The organism is Flavobacterium sp. 83 (genome assembly GCF_000744835.1).
GTDB lineage: Bacteria > Bacteroidota > Bacteroidia > Flavobacteriales > Flavobacteriaceae > Flavobacterium.
Window position 1 is genome coordinate 217059 of sequence record NZ_JQMS01000001.1, and the last position, 17491, is coordinate 234549.

The window sequence follows — 17491 nt, forward strand, 5'->3', positions numbered from 1 at the left end:
TATATTGAACCCGGATGTACTGAAGTAACTGATGCTATAATTATTGAATTTTACCCTCCTATTGGAGTAATTAATGTTCCCGACATTTACAACTGCGACACTGGAGCAGCATCGTATGATTTTGATCTAAACAAAAATACATCCATTATTTTAGCAGGAGTCAATCAAGCAAAAACTCCTACAGGCATCCTTGATGATTTACCCGCAAAAACTCTCATTAGTTATTATTTAACAAATAGTGATGCTACTAATGGATTAAACCCATTGTCAAGTCCTCATTCGATTTTAAGTTCAGAAAATGGCAAGACACTTTTTGTAAGGATAGAAAATCCAGATTCTGGTTGCTATGAAATACAATCTTTTCAATTGCAAATTGTAACGAGTCCAATAGTTGCGAATACTCCTATTGATACCACGATATGTGCAATAAGCGCAAGTGACATTACTCCAAAAACCGTTTTTGATTTTACTGCCCAAAAAGCTTTAATACTAGGTTCTCAAGACCCTCTTTACAATGTAGTTTCTTTTCATTACTCTTTAACTGGAGCCCAAAATAATAATAACATTATCAGCTTAAACACTAATGATGAAGCATTAATGTCCTCAAGAATAGTTTATGTACGAGTTCAAAATATTTCAAATATTGGTTGCTATGTAACATCAAGTTTTAAACTTACTGTTACCCCTTTTCCAGAAGTAGATATTTTACCAGATGTATATGTATGTAATGCCTATAAGTTGCCTGCATTAACAAAAACAGGTGCTCAATATTGGACCGACACTAATAAAACCGGCACCCAACTTTTTACTGGTGATTTAGTTTCAACAACTAGTGAAATATATGTTTATAATCAAAATGGAATTTGTACAAATGAAGATTCATTCAAAGTTACCATTATAAATCTAGATGAAATAACACCCACAAGTAGCACTTATTGCACTGAATACAAATTACCTGAATTACCCTATGCTAAATATTACACTTTGAGTGGTGGCGATTTAACTACTGGCAATACTGAAATCCCAAGTGGCACAATTATAAATAAGGCCGGGGCGACAACACTATATGTTTGGATTATTGATTCTTCTGTTACACCATCTTGTCAAACAGAAAAAACTTTTACCATAACAATAATTCCGTTTACACCATTGCCTAATTATGGCAATCGATTTGATTGTACTTCTTATACTTTACCGTTAGATCCAAATGGTGCTACTTATTATACAGGACCTAACAAAGGCTTACCAATTATCCCTGTTGGAACTATTATTAATACTACAAAATCTATTTATGCATATAAGGAAAGTAATACTACTCCTTTAAATTGCTCTTCTGAAAAAAAATTCACAGTCTATATCAACCAATCAAGCTTTACTACTCCATCTGACATCACTTCTTGCTCCACTTACCAACTCCCAAATTTAACAGTTGGTCAATATCGAACTGCGGCAGGAGGAGGAGGAACAGTTATCCCTACAAAAACGTCTATTAACATTACCACAACGCTTTGGTATTATGTTATGGGTCAATCCTGTACAATTGACTATCCATTCACCATTACTGTAGAGATCCCACCATTACCCATAATTTCAGATCCTGCACCACAATGTGACATTTACTATTTACCACCTGTAGCCCATCATGGGAATTATTATACCGGCCCTCTCGGAACTGGCATTATTCGCCCTGTAGGTTATCCTATTAAATCAACACAAACAATTTATTTTTATGATAAAGCAGTAATTGGTTCTTGTTATTTAGAAAAAAGCTTCCTAATAACCATCTATAAATCTCCAAAAATTAGTGCAAGACCTACTGAAGTAATTAAATGTGGGCAACCTTATATTCTTGATGATTTAGCATTTGGAGAATATTACGAATTTCAAGGCGGCCCTTCAGCAACAAATCCTGTTTTGCCAGCGGGTTACGCCATTACATCTTCAAAGACAATATATGTTTATGCTGCATCTACAGCACCGAACATTTGTGTATCAGAATATAGCATTTCTGTTCAAGTAACATTAGTTAACAAAATTGAAGATCAATATGCCTGCGATAATTTTAGTTTACCAACAATAGTAGGACAAGGGGATTACTATACAGCTCCAAATGGTCCAAATGGAATTGGAGTCAAATTAACCCCTCCTTATTTACCAATCACAACAACTACAACTCTATATGTTTATGCAGAAGATAACAGTCGGGTTTCTTGTTATGACGAAGATGTTTTTACAATTACTATTTACAACACACCTGTAATCAATGCTATTGCTCCCATAATAAGATGCGGATCCTATACACTACCGGCATTTACAGCACCTGCAAACCGTTATTTCGCAAAATCTGGAGGACCTAGCGCGACCAATATTGAAAAATTCCCAGGCGACATAATCACAACTTCAACAACAATTTACGCTTATGCTGATAGCGGAACTAGTTCCACAAAATCATGCACTGACGAAAAACCAATGGTAATTACCATTACATCAAAACCAAATCCAATACTTGATGTGCCTGCTATTTGTCATGACTTTGAAACTGGTGTACTAACAAGTTCTCATATTATAAGTGGTTACAGTGCTCCTGGATATTCATTTGAATGGAAAAAAGAAGATGGAACTTTAGTTGGTATTTCTTCTGATTTTTCAACAAATCAACCTGGAAAATATACACTTACAGTAACTGATTTATCAATATTTGGCTGTACCTCAGATCCTGTAGCATTCACCGTTATTGAATCATCACCACCAACTTCTATTTCCTTAACAACAGATGGTTGGTTTACTGACAACCAGACAATTACCGTAAATGCAATACCAAGCTTGGGCAACGGAAGTAATTTTCTTTACTCTTTAGACGGAAGTTCACCTCAGACGAGCAATATATTTACAAATGTGAGTCCTGGAACACATGAAATAAGCATAAGTGATGCCAATGGATGTGGTTCAACAATTCCTGTTGCTATCAAACTCATAAATGCCCCTAAATTCTTTACCCCAAACGGAGATGGATTTAACGACACTTGGAATGTAACAGAAATGCCAAATCAAGATAATCCTAAATTATTTATTTATGATCGATATGGCAAGCTATTGAAACAACTTTCCCCGAATGGAGCAGGATGGGACGGCACCTTCAATGGCTATCCGCTACCTGCCGATGATTATTGGTTCTCAATAACTTATACAGAAAACAATATATCAAAACTATATAAATCTCATTTCTCTTTAAAACGCTAAATAACATATTACTCGAAAAAGAGGCTTTCAAATTATGAAAACCTCTTTTGTATTCGATTAGAATAAAATGATTGTTTTGTTTATAATGTCTTGAAAGGGAGTGAAACCATAACTGTACTATCCAGCGATGTTTTCAATACAAAGCAATTCGCTCTTGAAAAAACCTAGCCAAAAAAAACTTGGAAACCTATTAAAACAAGAAAGTCAAATGGCATATATTGGATTCAATTACCTTTTGGGTTCAGGAAAAAACAAAGCGATACAGAGAAAAAAAACGTAAAAAAACGAAACCCAACGAGTGAATTTCGTTTTTTTTTAGATTAAAAAAAAGGTAATATCTTATAAAAAATCACCATTTTTACCATTTTATTATAGCACTAGCCCAAGTAAATCCACTACCAAAAGCAGCTAAAACTACGGTGTCTCCTGATTTTATTTTTCCTTTTTCCCAAGCTTCAGTCAAAGCGATTGGAATAGATGCGGCAGTTGTATTTCCGTATTTTTGAATATTATTATATACTTGATCATCTGTAAGATTAAATTTCTTTTGGATGAACTGAGAAATTCTCAAATTTGCTTGATGTGGAATCAGCATATCGATATCCGAAACCTGCAAGTTATTCGCCTGCAAACCTTCATTTATTACTTCGCTGAAACGAACTACCGCATTTTTAAACACAAATTGCCCATTCATATAAGGGAAATAACTTTCATCATCCGGATCATTATCCGCTAAAATATCAGTTACCCAGCGTCCGCCCATTCCTGGAGCCTTTACAATTAACTCCTCGGCATGTTGCCCCTCTGAATGCAAATGTGTAGACAAAATTCCTTTGGTCAAATCTTCTTCTCTACTCAAAACTGCTGCTCCTGCCCCATCTCCAAAAATTACCGAAACGCCTCTGCCTCGTGTCGACATATCCAATCCGGTAGAATGTACTTCAGAACCAATAACCAAAACATTTTTATACATTCCGGTTTTAATATATTGATCAGCTACTGACAAAGCATATACAAAACCCGAACATTGATTTCTAACATCTAAAGCGCCAACAGTTCTAAGTCCTAAATCCCGTTGTACTAAAACTCCAGGACCAGGAAAATAATAATCAGGGCTTAAAGTGGCAAAAACTACAAAATCTATGTCTTGTTTTGCAACACCGGAACGCTCAATCGCAATTTCAGCAGCTTTAACTCCCATTGAAGTCGTCGTATCTTCCCCGCGTATAATGTGTCTTCTTTCCTGAATACCCGTACGCTCTTGAATCCACTCATCATTCGTATCTATAATTTTAGATAAATCATCATTGGTAACTACATTGGAAGGAACGTAAAATCCTAATCCTGTTATTTTTGAATGGTACATAGTTTTATTATTTTATTAAAATCAAGGATGCAAATTTAAATATACTTTAAAATATTAGTTCACAAATTACTACTTTTTTGCTAATATGCAATTATATTTTTCAGTAGCTATTTCCTGCTGTTCACTGTATCTTTTATTCTCTAAAAAAACGAGAATAAAAGGATGCCGTTCCCATCAGGGCTATAAAACACAATTTAAAGACGACGTTTTATTTTCAAATGTAACAATAGGACATTAATTTAGACAAATCATTACAATTAATTCTTATCAATTGAAACCATTTTATATATGAAATTAAAAGCAACCTTATTGTTTATAGCATTAGGTTTATCCGGTTTTGCACAGGAAAACTTAACCTATCAAAAACCTTCGAAATCAATATTAGATTTAGCTGATTATCAAAGAGCGCCTTCCGTATCGATGGACACCAAAAAAGAATACATGCTTTTGTCCTATAGAAATACCTATAAAACATTAGATGATTTAAACCAAGAAGAATTGCGATTAGGTGGTTTAAGAATTAATCCTGTAACTAATATTTCAAGTACAGTTACCTATATTACCAACCTGAAATTACGAAAAACACAAGACAAAAGCGAAATACAGGTTTCAGGCTTACCAACTAATCCACGCATCAGTAATTTATCTTGGTCGCCTAATGATTCTAAAATTTTATTTTCCAATACAATCAATACCGGAGTTGAACTTTGGGTTTTGGACGTAGCTTCCGCTAAGGCAAAAAAATTGACCGAAGCAACTGTAAATGCAAATCTTGGCAATCCATTTAGCTGGTTCAGCGATAACGAAACTATTTTGGTGAAAATGCTGCCAAAAAATAGAGTAGCACTTTTGGATGCTAAAAAAGATCTGCCAACCGGTCCAATAATTTCCAATGCAGATGGTTCAAAATCACAAAACAGAACCTATCCGGATATGTTGAAAAATAAAAATGATGAAATCAATTTTGAAAATATCATTACATCTGAATTGTATAAAGTAAACTTAAACGGCACAATAACTTTATTTAAAAATGCCGACATGTATGCCGGAGAAAGTTTCTCTCCAGATGGGAATTACCTGATGCTAACTACCATTCAAAAACCATTTTCATACATTGTTCCTCTAAGTCGATTCCCATTAAAAACAGTAGTTTACGATAAAAAAGGTATTACTGTAAAAACAGTAAATGAAGTTCCGTTGAATGAAATCATGCCAAAAGGATTTATGGCAGTTCGAAAAGGAAAAAGAGAACTGGCTTGGAGAAATGACAAACCGGCAACACTATCCTATGTTGTAGCTCTAGATGAAGGAGATCAGGCAAATAAAGTTGCGTTCAGAGACGAAGTGTTTCTTTGGGAAGCCCCTTTTAACGCAGAAGCAATTTCATTACTAAAAACACCACAACGCTTTAGTGATATCATATGGGGGAATGATGCTGTGGCTATTGTTTCAGATGAATGGTATGACACTCGAAATACAAAAACATACTTAATCAATCCATCGGATTTAAAGCAAAAACCAATCGTTATTTCGGATCGAAATTCACAAGATATTTACGCAGATCCTGGGGCTTTTGAAACTAAAAAGAATCAATACAATAAATATGTTTTAGCCATCGAAAATGGAAATGCGTTCCGCATAGGAGATGGTTATACTAAAGACGGACAGTTTCCGTTTATCGATAAATTCAATCTAAAAACATTACAATCAAAACGACTGTACACCTCGCTCTACAAAGACAAGAAAGAGGATTTATTAGAAATTGAGGATTTCAAGAATGGAAAAGTTTTAGTTCAGATTCAGTCCAAAAGTGAATACCCTAATTATTACTTTAGAAACATAAGACAAAAAAATAGCCTGATTCCGATTACTGCCTTCAAAAACCCATTTGAAAGTATTAAAAATGTAAATAAGGAAGTAATCAAATACAAACGAAAAGATGGTGTAGAATTATCTGGAACTTTATACTTACCTGCCGGGTATGATAAAGTCAAAAAAGAAAAATTACCTTTATTGATTTGGGCGTATCCCGCTGAATTCAAAGATAAAAGTAGTGCAGGACAAAGCAATCAAAATCCAAATGAATTTACATTTCCCTATTATGGTTCCTTTGTATATTGGGTAACCAAAGGATATGTTGTGCTCGATGACGCTTCGTTTCCTATTATTGGGGAAGGAACAACGGAACCAAATGACAATTTTATTCCTCAATTAGTGGATGATGCAGAAGCTGCAATAAATGCAGTTGATGCTTTGGGATACATCAACAAGAAAAAAGTGGCTGTTGGAGGACATTCGTATGGTGCTTTTATGGTAGCTAATTTACTGACGCACTCCAATCTTTTTGCCTGTGGAATTGCCAGAAGTGGTGCATACAATAGAACATTAACTCCGTTTGGTTTTCAAAGTGAACAGCGAAATTATTGGGAAGTTCCCGACGTTTACAACGCAATATCTCCTTTTATGAATGCCGAAAAAATGAAAACGCCAATGCTTTTAGTTCATGGGGAAGCAGATAACAATCCCGGAACTTTCACATTACAAACTGAACGTTATTTTCAAGCTTTAAAAGGATTAGGGGCTCCAGCAAGAATGGTAATCTTACCAAAAGAAGCGCACAGTTACGTAGCGAAAGAAAATATTTTACATTTGCTTTGGGAACAAGACCAGTTTTTGGAAAAGTATTTAAAAAATTAGTTTTAACCAAAAACAAAAAACCGTCTCGGTAAATCGAGACGGTTTTTTTGTCACCTTGAATTAAATTTAATGATCCGTTTTTTAATAAAAAGAAAAAACCATCTAATAACATTAGATGGTTTTCTTAAAGAGCCGGCGGAGGGACTCGAACCCACGACCTGCTGATTACAAATCAGCTGCTCTAGCCAACTGAGCTACGCTGGCGACTCATTACGGGTGCAAATATAAGCTTGAATTTCTATTTTCCAAAACAAATTCAAACTTTTTTTGCTTTTTTTTTAACTACAATTCGTTGATTTTAGCAATCAATTGATTAGCAGTTTGTTCCAATTCAACATTGATTTGTTTAAAATGTGCTTTTTTATCCTCAACCTTTTTTGCATTCACTTTTGTGATTAATGCATCAAAAGCAGCGATAGCTTCATCAATTAAATCGTTGGTTTCAGTTGTTGGTTTTCCTGTTGTTGAAATTTCGAACAAGTAAACTGCTTCAATAATATCTCCTAAAACGTAGTTGATGTCTTTTTTTAAATTCTTAACGTTTGCCATTTTTATTTTTTTAAAATTTGAATTTTAATTTGCGTCTGCAAAAGTACATATAATCTTTCTATTACCGACTATGAAATGTAAATTTCTAAAATTGAAGCTTTTCCACTGAGAATGAATGCATTCATTATAGCAGGAATCAAAACAGTATCTCCTTTTTTATATTGCAATTTTAAATCATTAAACTCGACTTCAAACGTCCCTTCCACACACATATAAACGGTAAACGTTTTGCCAGATTTAGATACTTTAATTTCATTCTCTAACGGGATAAAATTAGTTGTAAAATAAGGACAATCCACAACTCCATTAGATTCATTTACATTTTTAGAATATTCTCTTTTAGTTTGAACTTTATTGTAGTTAATTGCTTCCAAAGCTAAATCAACATGTAACTCTCTCGTGTTACCATCAGCACCTACCCTGTCAAAGTCATAAAGACGGTAGGTTATATCAGAGGTTTGTTGTATTTCTGCAACAACTAATCCTGCTCCAATCGCATGAACAGTTCCTGTTTCTAAGAAAAAGACATCACCTGATTTTACTTTTACGTCGTCAAGAATAGAAAGTAAGGTTTTATTTTTTAGATTTTCTAAATAGTCATTGGCATTCGATTTCTCTTTAAAACCAACAATTATTCTAGCATCCTCATCCGCCTGCATGATGTACCACATTTCCGTTTTACCAAAGGAATTGTGTCGTTTTTTAGCCAATTCATCGTTTGGATGCACTTGAATAGATAAATCTTCGCGTGCATCCAGGTATTTGAAAAGTAATGGAAACTGTTTACCAAATCGAGCATAAACCTGTGTGCCTAAGATTTCATTAGGATATTCATCAATCAAAGTAGATAATGATTTTCCTTTCCAATCTCCATTGGCAACAATACTAACATCGCCTTCTACTGTAGACAACTCCCAGCTTTCTCCTGTTATTTTTGATGTAATCGGTTTATGAAGTACCGTTTTTAATTTTTCACCGCCCCAGATTCTTTCTTTCAAAATTGGGGCAAACTGTAAGGGATAAAATTTCATTTCTATTTTTTTAGGTAGTGTAAATTTGCGAAATCTAAATTTAATACAACAAACTAATCTTTAATTTACCGGTCCAAAAAGACAAATAACTATAAACTACAGACAAGTTGCAAATAAGGACAAAAACAACAAACATTACTAATACAACCCGTTGGGTGTAATTATTTGAAGTAAAAAATATTGATTAGATATTGGTCAAGATACTGAAATTCAGTATCTTGAAGTCGTCAAACAACCAATATCTATGTCAAATATAGTAAAAAATTATTTTAGAGTTTTAGAAGTTATAAGTTCTTTGAATATTGCATTTAATACAGAAATTCGAGCTGGAAGAAAGTTTAAAATGTCTGATTTAGAAGTAGTTGCTTTAAGTTTAACATCTGAATTTATGTCTATTGACAGTGAAAATTCATTTTTTAATCAGTTGCAAAATGGACAAATTTCTAATCTAATTGAACGAAGTCAGTATAATAAGAGAAGGAAAAAATTATTCCATTTTGCTGAAGAAATCAGACAACATTTATATTCAAAATTCACAGAATTTGAGAACTATTTTGTTGTTGATAGTATGCCACTTGAGATTTGTAAAATGGCTCGTCATAATAGGATTAAAATTTGTAAGGGTGATTTTCAGACTGCGCCAGATAAAGGTTTTTGTGCATCACAAAACTCTTGGTTTTATGGTTACAAACTTCACGGAGTTTGTACTGTTTCTGGGGTTTTTCAATCAATAGATATTACAAAAGCAAGTGTTCACGATGTACATTTATTAAAAGATTTAAAATATCAAATGTCTGATTGTGTGCTTCTTGGAGATAGAGGTTATTTGTCTTCACCATTACAATTAGATTTGTTTGAAACAGCAAATATAAAATTAGAAACTCCAATGAGAATCAATCAAATTGGGTATAAAAAACAACCCTACATATTTAGAAAATCAAGAAAAAGAATAGAGACATTATTCTCTCAATTGTGTGATCAATTTATGATTAGACGAAATTATGCTAAATCTTTTCAAGGTTTTAAAACAAGAATTTTAGCTAAAATAACAGCATTAACTTTGGTACAATTCATTAATAAATTTATTTTTGAAAGACCAATAAACAATATTAAAACACAAATAATCTAATTGCACCCAACGGGTTAATACAATTTTATTATTCTATGATACAATTTTTTTAATCGCTTCTAGCGCTTTAGGAATATGCTTATTGGCCAACATACTATCAAAAATCATTTGAACGATTCCATTTTTGTCCGTAACATAAGTCACCCGACCGGGAATCAATCCAAACATTAGAGAAGAGACACCAAAAAGCTTTCTGATTTTTCCATCACTGTCTGATAAAAGAATAAAAGGCAGTTTATATTGTTTAGTAAATTCTTGATGAGAAGTAACACTATCGCTACTGATCCCTATTACTTCTGCACCTAAGTCTTTGAAATCTTCGTATTGATCTCTAAAGCCGCAGGCTTGAGTCGTACAACCTGGTGTATTATCTTTTGGATAAAAATAAATAACCAAAGGTTTATGGCCAATTAAAACTTGACTGTCAAAATCGTTGCCATTATTGTCTTTTGCTATGAAATTTGGGATTTTATCCCCTACTTTTAATCCCATTATTCGCCTTTGTAAGTTACAAAATTACGGGGTGTTTCATAAAGAACAACTTCCAATTCAAATTCAGATTTGATTCTTTTTCTTATTTTATTCCAAATAACTATTACAATATTTTCGGCTGTAGGATTTAAATCCTGAAAATCAGGAACATCAATATTAAGATTTTTATGATCAAACTGATCTTCAACTTCTTCTTTAATGATTTCGCTCAGGAATTTCACATCCATGACAAATCCAGTTTCGGGATCAACTTTCCCAGTTACACTAACAATCAATTCGTAGTTATGACCATGATAATTAGGATTATTACATTTGCCAAAAACAGCATCATTTTGCTCGAAAGTCCAATCTTTTCTATATAATCTATGTGCCGCATTAAAATGGGCTTTTCGTGAAATAGTAACTTTCATATTAGTTTAAGGTATTTATCTTCAGCTATTCTTAGATTAAATTTTTATTTATTTCAGATAGTGTAATCAGAAATTTAAAAACTGTAACCTATGTTTTATGTTCCTCGAGAAAATGATAAAACTCGTCAAAAATTATTTTGAACCAAACAGTATATCGTTCCTCATTAATTTCCATATCATTTTTTACATCTTCAATAGTCATCCATTTCCAATCTTCGACTTCTTCCCGATTTATTTTTGGATCATCATTGTAATAACCAATCATAACATGATCTAGTTCATGTTCAGTCAAACCGTTGTCAAAAGGAGCTTTGTATATAAAATGAAACAAATCTTTGAGTTCTGTTTTAAAACCCATTTCCTCAAATAATCTGCGACTTCCTGCTTGAATATTGGATTCTCCTTCTCGTTGATGACTACAACAGGTATTGGTCCACAATAAAGGAGAGTGGTATTTTTGATGGGCTCGCTGTTGCAGCATCAGTTCATTTTTACTATTTAAAATAAAAACCGAAAACGCACGATGCAAAACTGCTTTTTCATGTGCTTCTAATTTAGGCATCAGCCCTATTTGCTCATCATTTTCGTTAACTAATATTACGTTTTCTTCTTTCATAGGTGTTTTTAGCCTTACAAAAATACAAAAAAGAAAATTATCGAATGAGGCTTTAACGTTCTGTTTCGATTTGTTGAAGCCAAACTACTCTGGAAGTAATCCAAATAAAAAACAAAGTTATCGATTTGAATATTCTTTGTATTTTTATATTCAAATACTAACAAGGCAATGGACAACATAACAATACGAAAAGCACATCCTGACGATTTAAAGAAACTCCTTGAATTTGAACAAGGAATTATTACCGCTGAACGTCCTTTTGACCCCACTTTAAAAGAAGAAAAAATCCATTATTATGACATTGAACAAATGATTCTAGCTTCTCATATCGAAGTATTGGTAGCCGAATCAGATTCGGAAATAATTGGCTCAGGATATGCGCGAATAGAGATAGCAAAGCCATATTTGAATCATGAGAACTATGCCTATTTAGGATTTATGTACACGGATCCCAATCACAGAGGAAAAGGAGTGAATTCAAGAATTATCGAAGCACTTAAGGATTGGTGTCGGTCTAAGAATATATTCGAACTTCGATTAGACGTTTATAATGATAATGCTCCAGCAATGAAAGCGTATGAAAAAGTAGGTTTCAAAAAATACTTACTAAATATGAGAATGGGGCTATAAAAAACTAAACTGTTATTCCCGAATCCAAAAGCTCTTTTTTTTCGTAAATAACAATAGTTAAAACTTACTTAAATCACTATTAATTTGTAAAGTAGCCGACATATAAAGATTGCAAACTACTTTACATTTGTAAAATAAAACAAAATTATGAGAACAACAACCCGTTTTTTAAGCATCTTATTTTTACTGCCAGTATTCATGTTTACTGCCTGTGGGCAAAATACGAACAAACAAAAGAATCCTAAAAAATCAATTAATATGGAAACTCCCATCAACAAGTCCGAAAATCCGTATTATTCCAATACCGATACGACAAAACTGAATCTTACGGATGCCGAATGGAAAAAAGTACTACCGGAAGATGTCTATGAAGTTATGAGACATGCTGATACTGAAAGACCGTTTACAGGAAAATACTGGAATACTGATGAAAAAGGAACCTATTATTGCGCTTCGTGTGGCAATAAATTATTCCGTTCTGGTGCAAAATTTGCCAGTAGTTGTGGTTGGCCAAGCTTTTTTGAACAAGAAAATAAAAACAGTGTGGTTTATAAATCTGATAATTCCCTAGGAATGGAAAGAACCGAAGCGCTTTGTGGAAGATGTGGTGGCCATTTAGGACATCTTTTTAATGATGGACCTGCGCCAACCGGAAAAAGATATTGCATGAATTCGATAGCGCTTGACTTTATACCTGATACTAAATAATATGAAAAATCTATTTTTAATTTGTTTTCTGGCATCATTAAATATGTTCGCACAAAATAATAGTGCCGAAAAAGCCCCGAAAAAAGCTAATTTTGATACCATTACTTTAGCAGGTGGTTGTTACTGGTGTGTAGAAGCTGTTTATGAAAACCTGAACGGAGTAAAATCTGCAGTATCCGGATTTGCAGGTGGTAAGATGGTGAACCCGACCTACGAGGATGTTTCTACCGGAAAAACAGGTTATGCTGAAGTAGTACAAATTACTTTCGATAAAAACGTAACAAATTTGGACGAAATTTTCAAAGTTTTCTTTACAGTTCATGACCCTACAACCTTAAACCGCCAAGGTGCTGATTCAGGAACACAATACCGCTCAGCTATTTTCTACAAAAATGAAGAACAAAAAAATGCGGCGCAAGCGATTATTAATGCTTTGAAAAAAGCTAATATATATGATAGCCCTATAGTAACAACACTAGAACCGCTGACCAAATTTTATAACGCTGAAGAGTATCATCAAAATTACTATGCTAATAATAAGAGCCAACCGTATTGTCGAATGGTAATACAACCCAAAATAGAAAAATTTGAAAAGCTATTTAAAAATCGATTGAAAAATAAAAAATAGATATAATGACAAAGAAGCCGTCTCACAATGAACTGCCCCCAAATAATTAGACATTATCTGGGGGTATTTTTATGGAAAGAAAATTCCTTACGCAACAACTTATTTTTTGTTCAAAATTTCATATATTTATACTGATTACCAACAACTTAAATAATAAAATCATGTATAATGGATATCATTTTGGAGGAATGCATATGATTTGGTGGTTTATTTGGATTTTTATCTTGATATGGATATTCGCAACTCCCTACGACCTACCGGGCCAGCGAACAAATAGAGAAACTCCACTAGATATTCTAAAAAAAAAGATTTGCCAAAGGAGAAATTACTCAGGAAGAGTTTGACGAAAAGAAGAAATTTCTTAATCAGAAATAACAAAAACTTTCAAGTCTCTAAACGCAATTAAGAAGTACTTTCCATTTTATTTATAATTCTAAAACAAACTTTCACTAGCTATTTTTAAAGATGAAAGCGCTTAAAAAATTTTTAAAGAAACAAAAAAGTATTACCGATTTACTTTTACAAAAACCACAACAATCTTTCACACCAGAAACTTTTCATTCACTCCGTTTAGCAATCAAAAAACTTCATGCTGTATTTGATTTGGCAAAATTTTGCAACAAAAAATTTAACAAAAAAAAGACTTTCAAACCCTTTTCCCTTATTTTCCAACAGACGGGTAAAATAAGAGAGCTTCAAGTAGAAACGTCTTTACTTGAAAAATACTTATTTTTCAATTTACCCAAAGAATACAGCATTTATTTAAAAAAAGAGCTGGCCAAAGAATTGAAAAAATTCTTCTCCATTATAAATAATGCATTAGGTCTGACTCTGGAAAAAAAATATCGCAAAACCATTCCCTTTTTAATCCAATTAAATAAAAAAAAGCCGCAGCGCTACATGGATAAAAAAAGAACTAAAATTGAAAAATTACTCTCTCAAAACTCTTTAAAAAACAAACAAATCCATCTGCTTCGCAAACGATTAAAGGAATTGCAATACAATGAAAGCAGTCTTAATTATAATAAGCAAAATAGAATAATTTCAAACAAAAATATTCTACCTGAACTTCTGGGTGAATGGCATGACTATAAAGTTACCTTCAACCATTTGAAGAAATTCATCAATTCCAATGTACTAGATATTAATGAAATCAATCAGCTTGAAAACTTAAAAGTGCTGTTTAAATTCAAAAAAAAATTAGTGTACACCAAAATAAATGCAACTTTATCAAACCATCGCTTTAGAAAAAGTATAAAATAGAGCAGTATGCTATTATAACAAGAGTGAATTATCTTTTTATATTAAAATTCATATAATTTTGATTATATTTCCTGTTTTATTAGTCAATTTATAATTATAAACAACACATGCATACTGCATTTGAATTCCTCAACTTTGCAAGCTCTTAAAATTAAAAGAAAGCCCCAGAAGCGCAGTGTTTTATTGTAAATTTTTCCAAAGTAAATAAAAAATATTTCTATATAATTAAAACAAAATATTTATGGTTGAAAATGATTATAAAGATTTATTCAATCTTTCTCCTTCAATATTAGTAGTTATAGATCTAAATTTTATTATTATTGCCGCTAGCGATGCATTCTTGAAAGCAACGATGACAGAAAGAGAAAAAATTTCGGGGAAGAATATTTTCGATATTTTTCCGATTAACCCTGATGATATAAATGCCGATGGAGAAAAAAACATACGTGCTTCTTTCAATAGTGTAATTAAAAATAAGCAAACCGATACTTTACCGGTCCAAAAATACGATATTAGAAAACCAGAGGCCGATGGTGGCGGTTTTGAAATTAAATATTGGAAAATAAGTCACTCTCCTTTATTAGACGCAGCAGATAATGTAAAATACATCATCCAGCATGGGGAAGACATTACCGAAAACCAACAACTTATTTCCAATAATCAGGCATTGAAAAAAGACAATGATCTGCTGGAAGAATCTAACGAATATGCTGAGGCGATTATTGGCATCATTCATGAGACAATGCTTATACTGGACAAAGACTTCTATATAAAATCCGCCAGTAAATCATTTTATAAAAAACACCATATTACCAAAGAAGAAACAGAAGGAAAACATTTGTTTGAACTGGAAAATGGAAAGTGGGACATAGCCGAGCTTCATGAATTACTTAACAATACCAATGCTAAAAACGCTACCATTCAAGATCTGGAAGTGAAACGTACCTTTCCTCATCTTGGTGAAAAAATAATGTTGCTGAATGCCAAATGTTTTGTTAAAAAAACAACTAAGGAAGAATCAATTATCTTGGCGATTAAAGATATTACTGAGGAACGAAAATTAGCAATTGAACTTCTAGCAAAAGAAAAAACAGCATTAGAAGAACAACTGGAAATAGAAAAAAAAGCGCTTAAAAAAATTGAAGACAGTGAAAAGCGCTATAATATGATGCTAATGAAATCTCCTTTTGCAATAGCAATATTAAAAGGAAAAGACATGATTGTGTCGCTTGCCAATGACAGTATTAAAGAAATATGGGGAAAAGGAGCTAATCTGGAAGGAAAAAAATTCTTGACTATTTTACCGGAACTTAAAGATTTAGAATTTCCTAAATTATTAGATAATGTCTATAAAACGGGTATTCCTTTTTATGGAGATGCATTTTTAGCACCGCTGTTTCGAAACGGAAAAATTGAAGAAGCCTATTTTAATTTTGTATACCAGCCGTATCAAGAAGCCGATGAAACCATATCTGGAGTAACTATAATCGCTTATGATGTAACGGCTCAGGTAATGGCAAAAAAAGAATTAACTGCCGCAAAGGTTAATGCAGAAATAAAAACTCAAATTGCTGAAGAAGCAGTAAAATCAAAACAACAATTTTTATCAAACATGAGTCATGAAATAAGGACTCCTATGAATGGAATAATAGGTTTTACTAATGTGATATTAAAAACAAAACTAAATGATTCACAAAAAGAATACATAAATGCAATAAAAGAATCAGGAGATGCTTTGATTGTTTTAATAAACGATATTTTGGATATTGCAAAAGTAGATTCCGGAAAAATGACTTTTGAAAAACTACCACTTAGTTTACCCGTTTCAATTGACACAATGCTTCATTTATTTGAACCAAAAATGAAGGAAAAAAATCTGCAATTAATAAAAGAATGTGCCCCTGATATTCCTTTTCGCTTAATTGGTGACCCCATGCGTTTGCGTCAGATAATTTTAAATTTGATGAGTAATGCGGTGAAATTTACATCGTCAGGAAAAATAACTATTAGTGTAAAACTGCTCGAGGAGGACACTAAAAAAGCTACTGTTGAATTTCGGATAACCGATACCGGAATAGGGGTCCCTAAAAACCGATTAGCCGAGGTTTTTAATAATTTCGAACAAGCTTCTGCAGGTATCAGCAACTCTTTCGGCGGCACAGGATTAGGACTTGCCATTGTAAAACAATTGGTAGAATTACAAGGAGGAACAATCATAGTAAATAGCGAAGAAGGCAAAGGTTCTACTTTTGGTTTTGTACTAAGTTTTGAGAAAGAAGATACCTCGCGTGAAATAAAACCAATAGAAACAGTAGCACCCATTCACGAAATGCCTGTTAAAAAAAACACCAACAAAGGCATAAAAGTTTTAGTTGTTGAAGACATTGCTCTGAATCAACTTTTGATAAAAATAATTCTGCTAGATTTTGGTTATGATGTAACGATCGCCGATAATGGAAAAATTGCGATAGAACACCTTCAGGAAAATAAATTTGACATTATTTTAATGGATTTACAAATGCCTGAAATGAATGGTTTTGAAGCCACTGAACACATCCGTGAAATCATGAAATCTAAAATCCCAATTATTGCACTTACTGCAGATGTAACCTCTGCCGATGTAGAAAAATGCAAAACGGTAGGAATGAACGACTATGTATCTAAGCCCATTGATGAAAAACTTTTATTTGATAAAATGGACCATTATTTAAAAGATTGTTAACCCAAAAAAC

The 17491-nt window shown here is 32.9% G+C and carries 15 protein-coding genes and 1 tRNA gene; 9 read left to right on the forward strand and 7 right to left on the reverse strand.

Annotation, left to right across the window (positions count from 1 at the left end; genetic code table 11):
• Positions 1–2469 precede the first annotated feature (2469 nt).
• Positions 2470–3240 (forward strand): T9SS type B sorting domain-containing protein, encoded by a 771-nt coding sequence (locus T410_RS17290; RefSeq protein ID WP_255360753.1) that lies wholly within the window; start codon positions 2470–2472, stop codon positions 3238–3240.
• Between the two features lie 358 nt (positions 3241–3598).
• On the opposite strand, the gene T410_RS01000 is transcribed toward T410_RS17290, so the two are convergent.
• A complete protein-coding gene (locus T410_RS01000; protein WP_035667866.1) occupies positions 3599–4606 on the reverse strand; it encodes a 3-oxoacyl-ACP synthase III family protein in 1008 nt (335 codons plus the stop codon).
• Positions 4607–4894: 288 nt separating this feature from the next.
• On the opposite strand from T410_RS01000, the gene T410_RS01005 reads away from it, so the two are divergent.
• Positions 4895–7303, forward strand: a complete 2409-nt coding sequence (locus T410_RS01005; RefSeq protein ID WP_035667868.1) for a S9 family peptidase — start codon at positions 4895–4897, stop codon at positions 7301–7303.
• A gap of 130 nt (positions 7304–7433) precedes the next feature.
• Here the strand turns inward: T410_RS01005 and T410_RS01010 are convergent.
• The 3 genes from T410_RS01010 to T410_RS01020 all read right to left on the reverse strand — a co-directional run bounded on the left by T410_RS01010 (position 7434) and on the right by T410_RS01020 (position 8883).
• Positions 7434–7507: transfer RNA gene (locus tag T410_RS01010), tRNA-Thr, on the reverse strand.
• Between the two features lie 78 nt (positions 7508–7585).
• Positions 7586–7852: a hypothetical protein gene (locus T410_RS01015; RefSeq protein ID WP_029286506.1), complete on the reverse strand. Its 267-nt coding sequence runs from the start codon at positions 7850–7852 to the stop codon at positions 7586–7588.
• A 68-nt stretch (positions 7853–7920) separates the two neighbouring features.
• Positions 7921–8883, reverse strand: a complete 963-nt coding sequence (locus T410_RS01020) for a type I phosphomannose isomerase catalytic subunit (RefSeq protein WP_035667871.1) — start codon at positions 8881–8883, stop codon at positions 7921–7923.
• Between the two features lie 343 nt (positions 8884–9226).
• Between T410_RS01020 and T410_RS01025 the strand changes: the two genes are divergently transcribed.
• Complete coding sequence (locus T410_RS01025; protein ID WP_369793036.1) at positions 9227–10012, forward strand: IS982 family transposase; 786 nt, start codon at positions 9227–9229, stop codon at positions 10010–10012.
• 33 nt (positions 10013–10045) lie between these two features.
• On the opposite strand, the gene T410_RS01030 is transcribed toward T410_RS01025, so the two are convergent.
• The 3 genes from T410_RS01030 to idi all read right to left on the reverse strand — a co-directional run bounded on the left by T410_RS01030 (position 10046) and on the right by idi (position 11530).
• Positions 10046–10504 carry a peroxiredoxin gene (locus tag T410_RS01030; protein WP_035667877.1) on the reverse strand — a complete coding sequence of 153 codons (459 nt, stop codon included), beginning with the start codon at positions 10502–10504 and terminating at the stop codon, positions 10046–10048.
• Positions 10504–10914: a 6-carboxytetrahydropterin synthase gene (locus T410_RS01035; RefSeq protein ID WP_035667879.1), complete on the reverse strand. Its 411-nt coding sequence runs from the start codon at positions 10912–10914 to the stop codon at positions 10504–10506. The genes T410_RS01030 and T410_RS01035 overlap by 1 nt, the downstream gene beginning before the upstream one ends.
• Positions 10915–11002: 88 nt before the next feature.
• Positions 11003–11530, reverse strand: coding sequence for an isopentenyl-diphosphate Delta-isomerase (gene idi / locus T410_RS01040; RefSeq protein WP_035667881.1), 528 nt, complete (start codon positions 11528–11530; stop codon positions 11003–11005).
• Between the two features lie 168 nt (positions 11531–11698).
• On the opposite strand from idi, the gene T410_RS01045 reads away from it, so the two are divergent.
• The 6 genes from T410_RS01045 (at position 11699) to T410_RS16370 (ending at position 17481) form a co-directional block, all read left to right on the forward strand.
• On the forward strand, positions 11699–12160 hold the full coding sequence (locus T410_RS01045) for a GNAT family N-acetyltransferase (protein WP_035667883.1): 462 nt from the start codon (positions 11699–11701) through the stop codon (positions 12158–12160).
• A 147-nt stretch (positions 12161–12307) separates the two neighbouring features.
• Positions 12308–12868, forward strand: coding sequence for a peptide-methionine (R)-S-oxide reductase MsrB (msrB, locus tag T410_RS01050; RefSeq protein ID WP_035667884.1), 561 nt, complete (start codon positions 12308–12310; stop codon positions 12866–12868).
• A 1-nt stretch (position 12869) separates the two neighbouring features.
• On the forward strand, positions 12870–13496 hold the full coding sequence (gene msrA / locus T410_RS01055) for a peptide-methionine (S)-S-oxide reductase MsrA (RefSeq protein WP_035667886.1): 627 nt from the start codon (positions 12870–12872) through the stop codon (positions 13494–13496).
• A gap of 324 nt (positions 13497–13820) precedes the next feature.
• On the forward strand, positions 13821–13871 hold the full coding sequence (locus T410_RS17315; RefSeq protein WP_369793037.1) for a hypothetical protein: 51 nt from the start codon (positions 13821–13823) through the stop codon (positions 13869–13871).
• Between the two features lie 90 nt (positions 13872–13961).
• Complete coding sequence (locus T410_RS01065; RefSeq protein ID WP_035667888.1) at positions 13962–14759, forward strand: CHAD domain-containing protein; 798 nt, start codon at positions 13962–13964, stop codon at positions 14757–14759.
• Positions 14760–15000: 241 nt separating this feature from the next.
• A complete protein-coding gene (locus T410_RS16370) occupies positions 15001–17481 on the forward strand; it encodes an ATP-binding protein (protein ID WP_051929318.1) in 2481 nt (826 codons plus the stop codon).
• Positions 17482–17491 lie beyond the last annotated feature (10 nt).

Coding starts and splice junctions, on each gene's coding strand:
- T410_RS17290 (WP_255360753.1), top strand. CDS start 2,470: ATGGTAATTACCATTACATCAAAACCAAATCCAATACTTGATGTGCCT.
- T410_RS01045 (WP_035667883.1), top strand. CDS start 11,699: ATGGACAACATAACAATACGAAAAGCACATCCTGACGATTTAAAGAAA.
- idi (WP_035667881.1), bottom strand. CDS start 11,530: ATGAAAGAAGAAAACGTAATATTAGTTAACGAAAATGATGAGCAAATA.
- T410_RS01000 (WP_035667866.1), bottom strand. CDS start 4,606: ATGTACCATTCAAAAATAACAGGATTAGGATTTTACGTTCCTTCCAAT.
- T410_RS01025 (WP_369793036.1), top strand. CDS start 9,227: ATGTCTGATTTAGAAGTAGTTGCTTTAAGTTTAACATCTGAATTTATG.
- T410_RS01005 (WP_035667868.1), top strand. CDS start 4,895: ATGAAATTAAAAGCAACCTTATTGTTTATAGCATTAGGTTTATCCGGT.
- T410_RS01035 (WP_035667879.1), bottom strand. CDS start 10,914: ATGAAAGTTACTATTTCACGAAAAGCCCATTTTAATGCGGCACATAGA.
- msrA (WP_035667886.1), top strand. CDS start 12,870: ATGAAAAATCTATTTTTAATTTGTTTTCTGGCATCATTAAATATGTTC.
- T410_RS01065 (WP_035667888.1), top strand. CDS start 13,962: ATGAAAGCGCTTAAAAAATTTTTAAAGAAACAAAAAAGTATTACCGAT.
- T410_RS16370 (WP_051929318.1), top strand. CDS start 15,001: ATGGTTGAAAATGATTATAAAGATTTATTCAATCTTTCTCCTTCAATA.
- T410_RS01030 (WP_035667877.1), bottom strand. CDS start 10,504: ATGGGATTAAAAGTAGGGGATAAAATCCCAAATTTCATAGCAAAAGAC.
- T410_RS01015 (WP_029286506.1), bottom strand. CDS start 7,852: ATGGCAAACGTTAAGAATTTAAAAAAAGACATCAACTACGTTTTAGGA.
- T410_RS01020 (WP_035667871.1), bottom strand. CDS start 8,883: ATGAAATTTTATCCCTTACAGTTTGCCCCAATTTTGAAAGAAAGAATC.
- msrB (WP_035667884.1), top strand. CDS start 12,308: ATGAGAACAACAACCCGTTTTTTAAGCATCTTATTTTTACTGCCAGTA.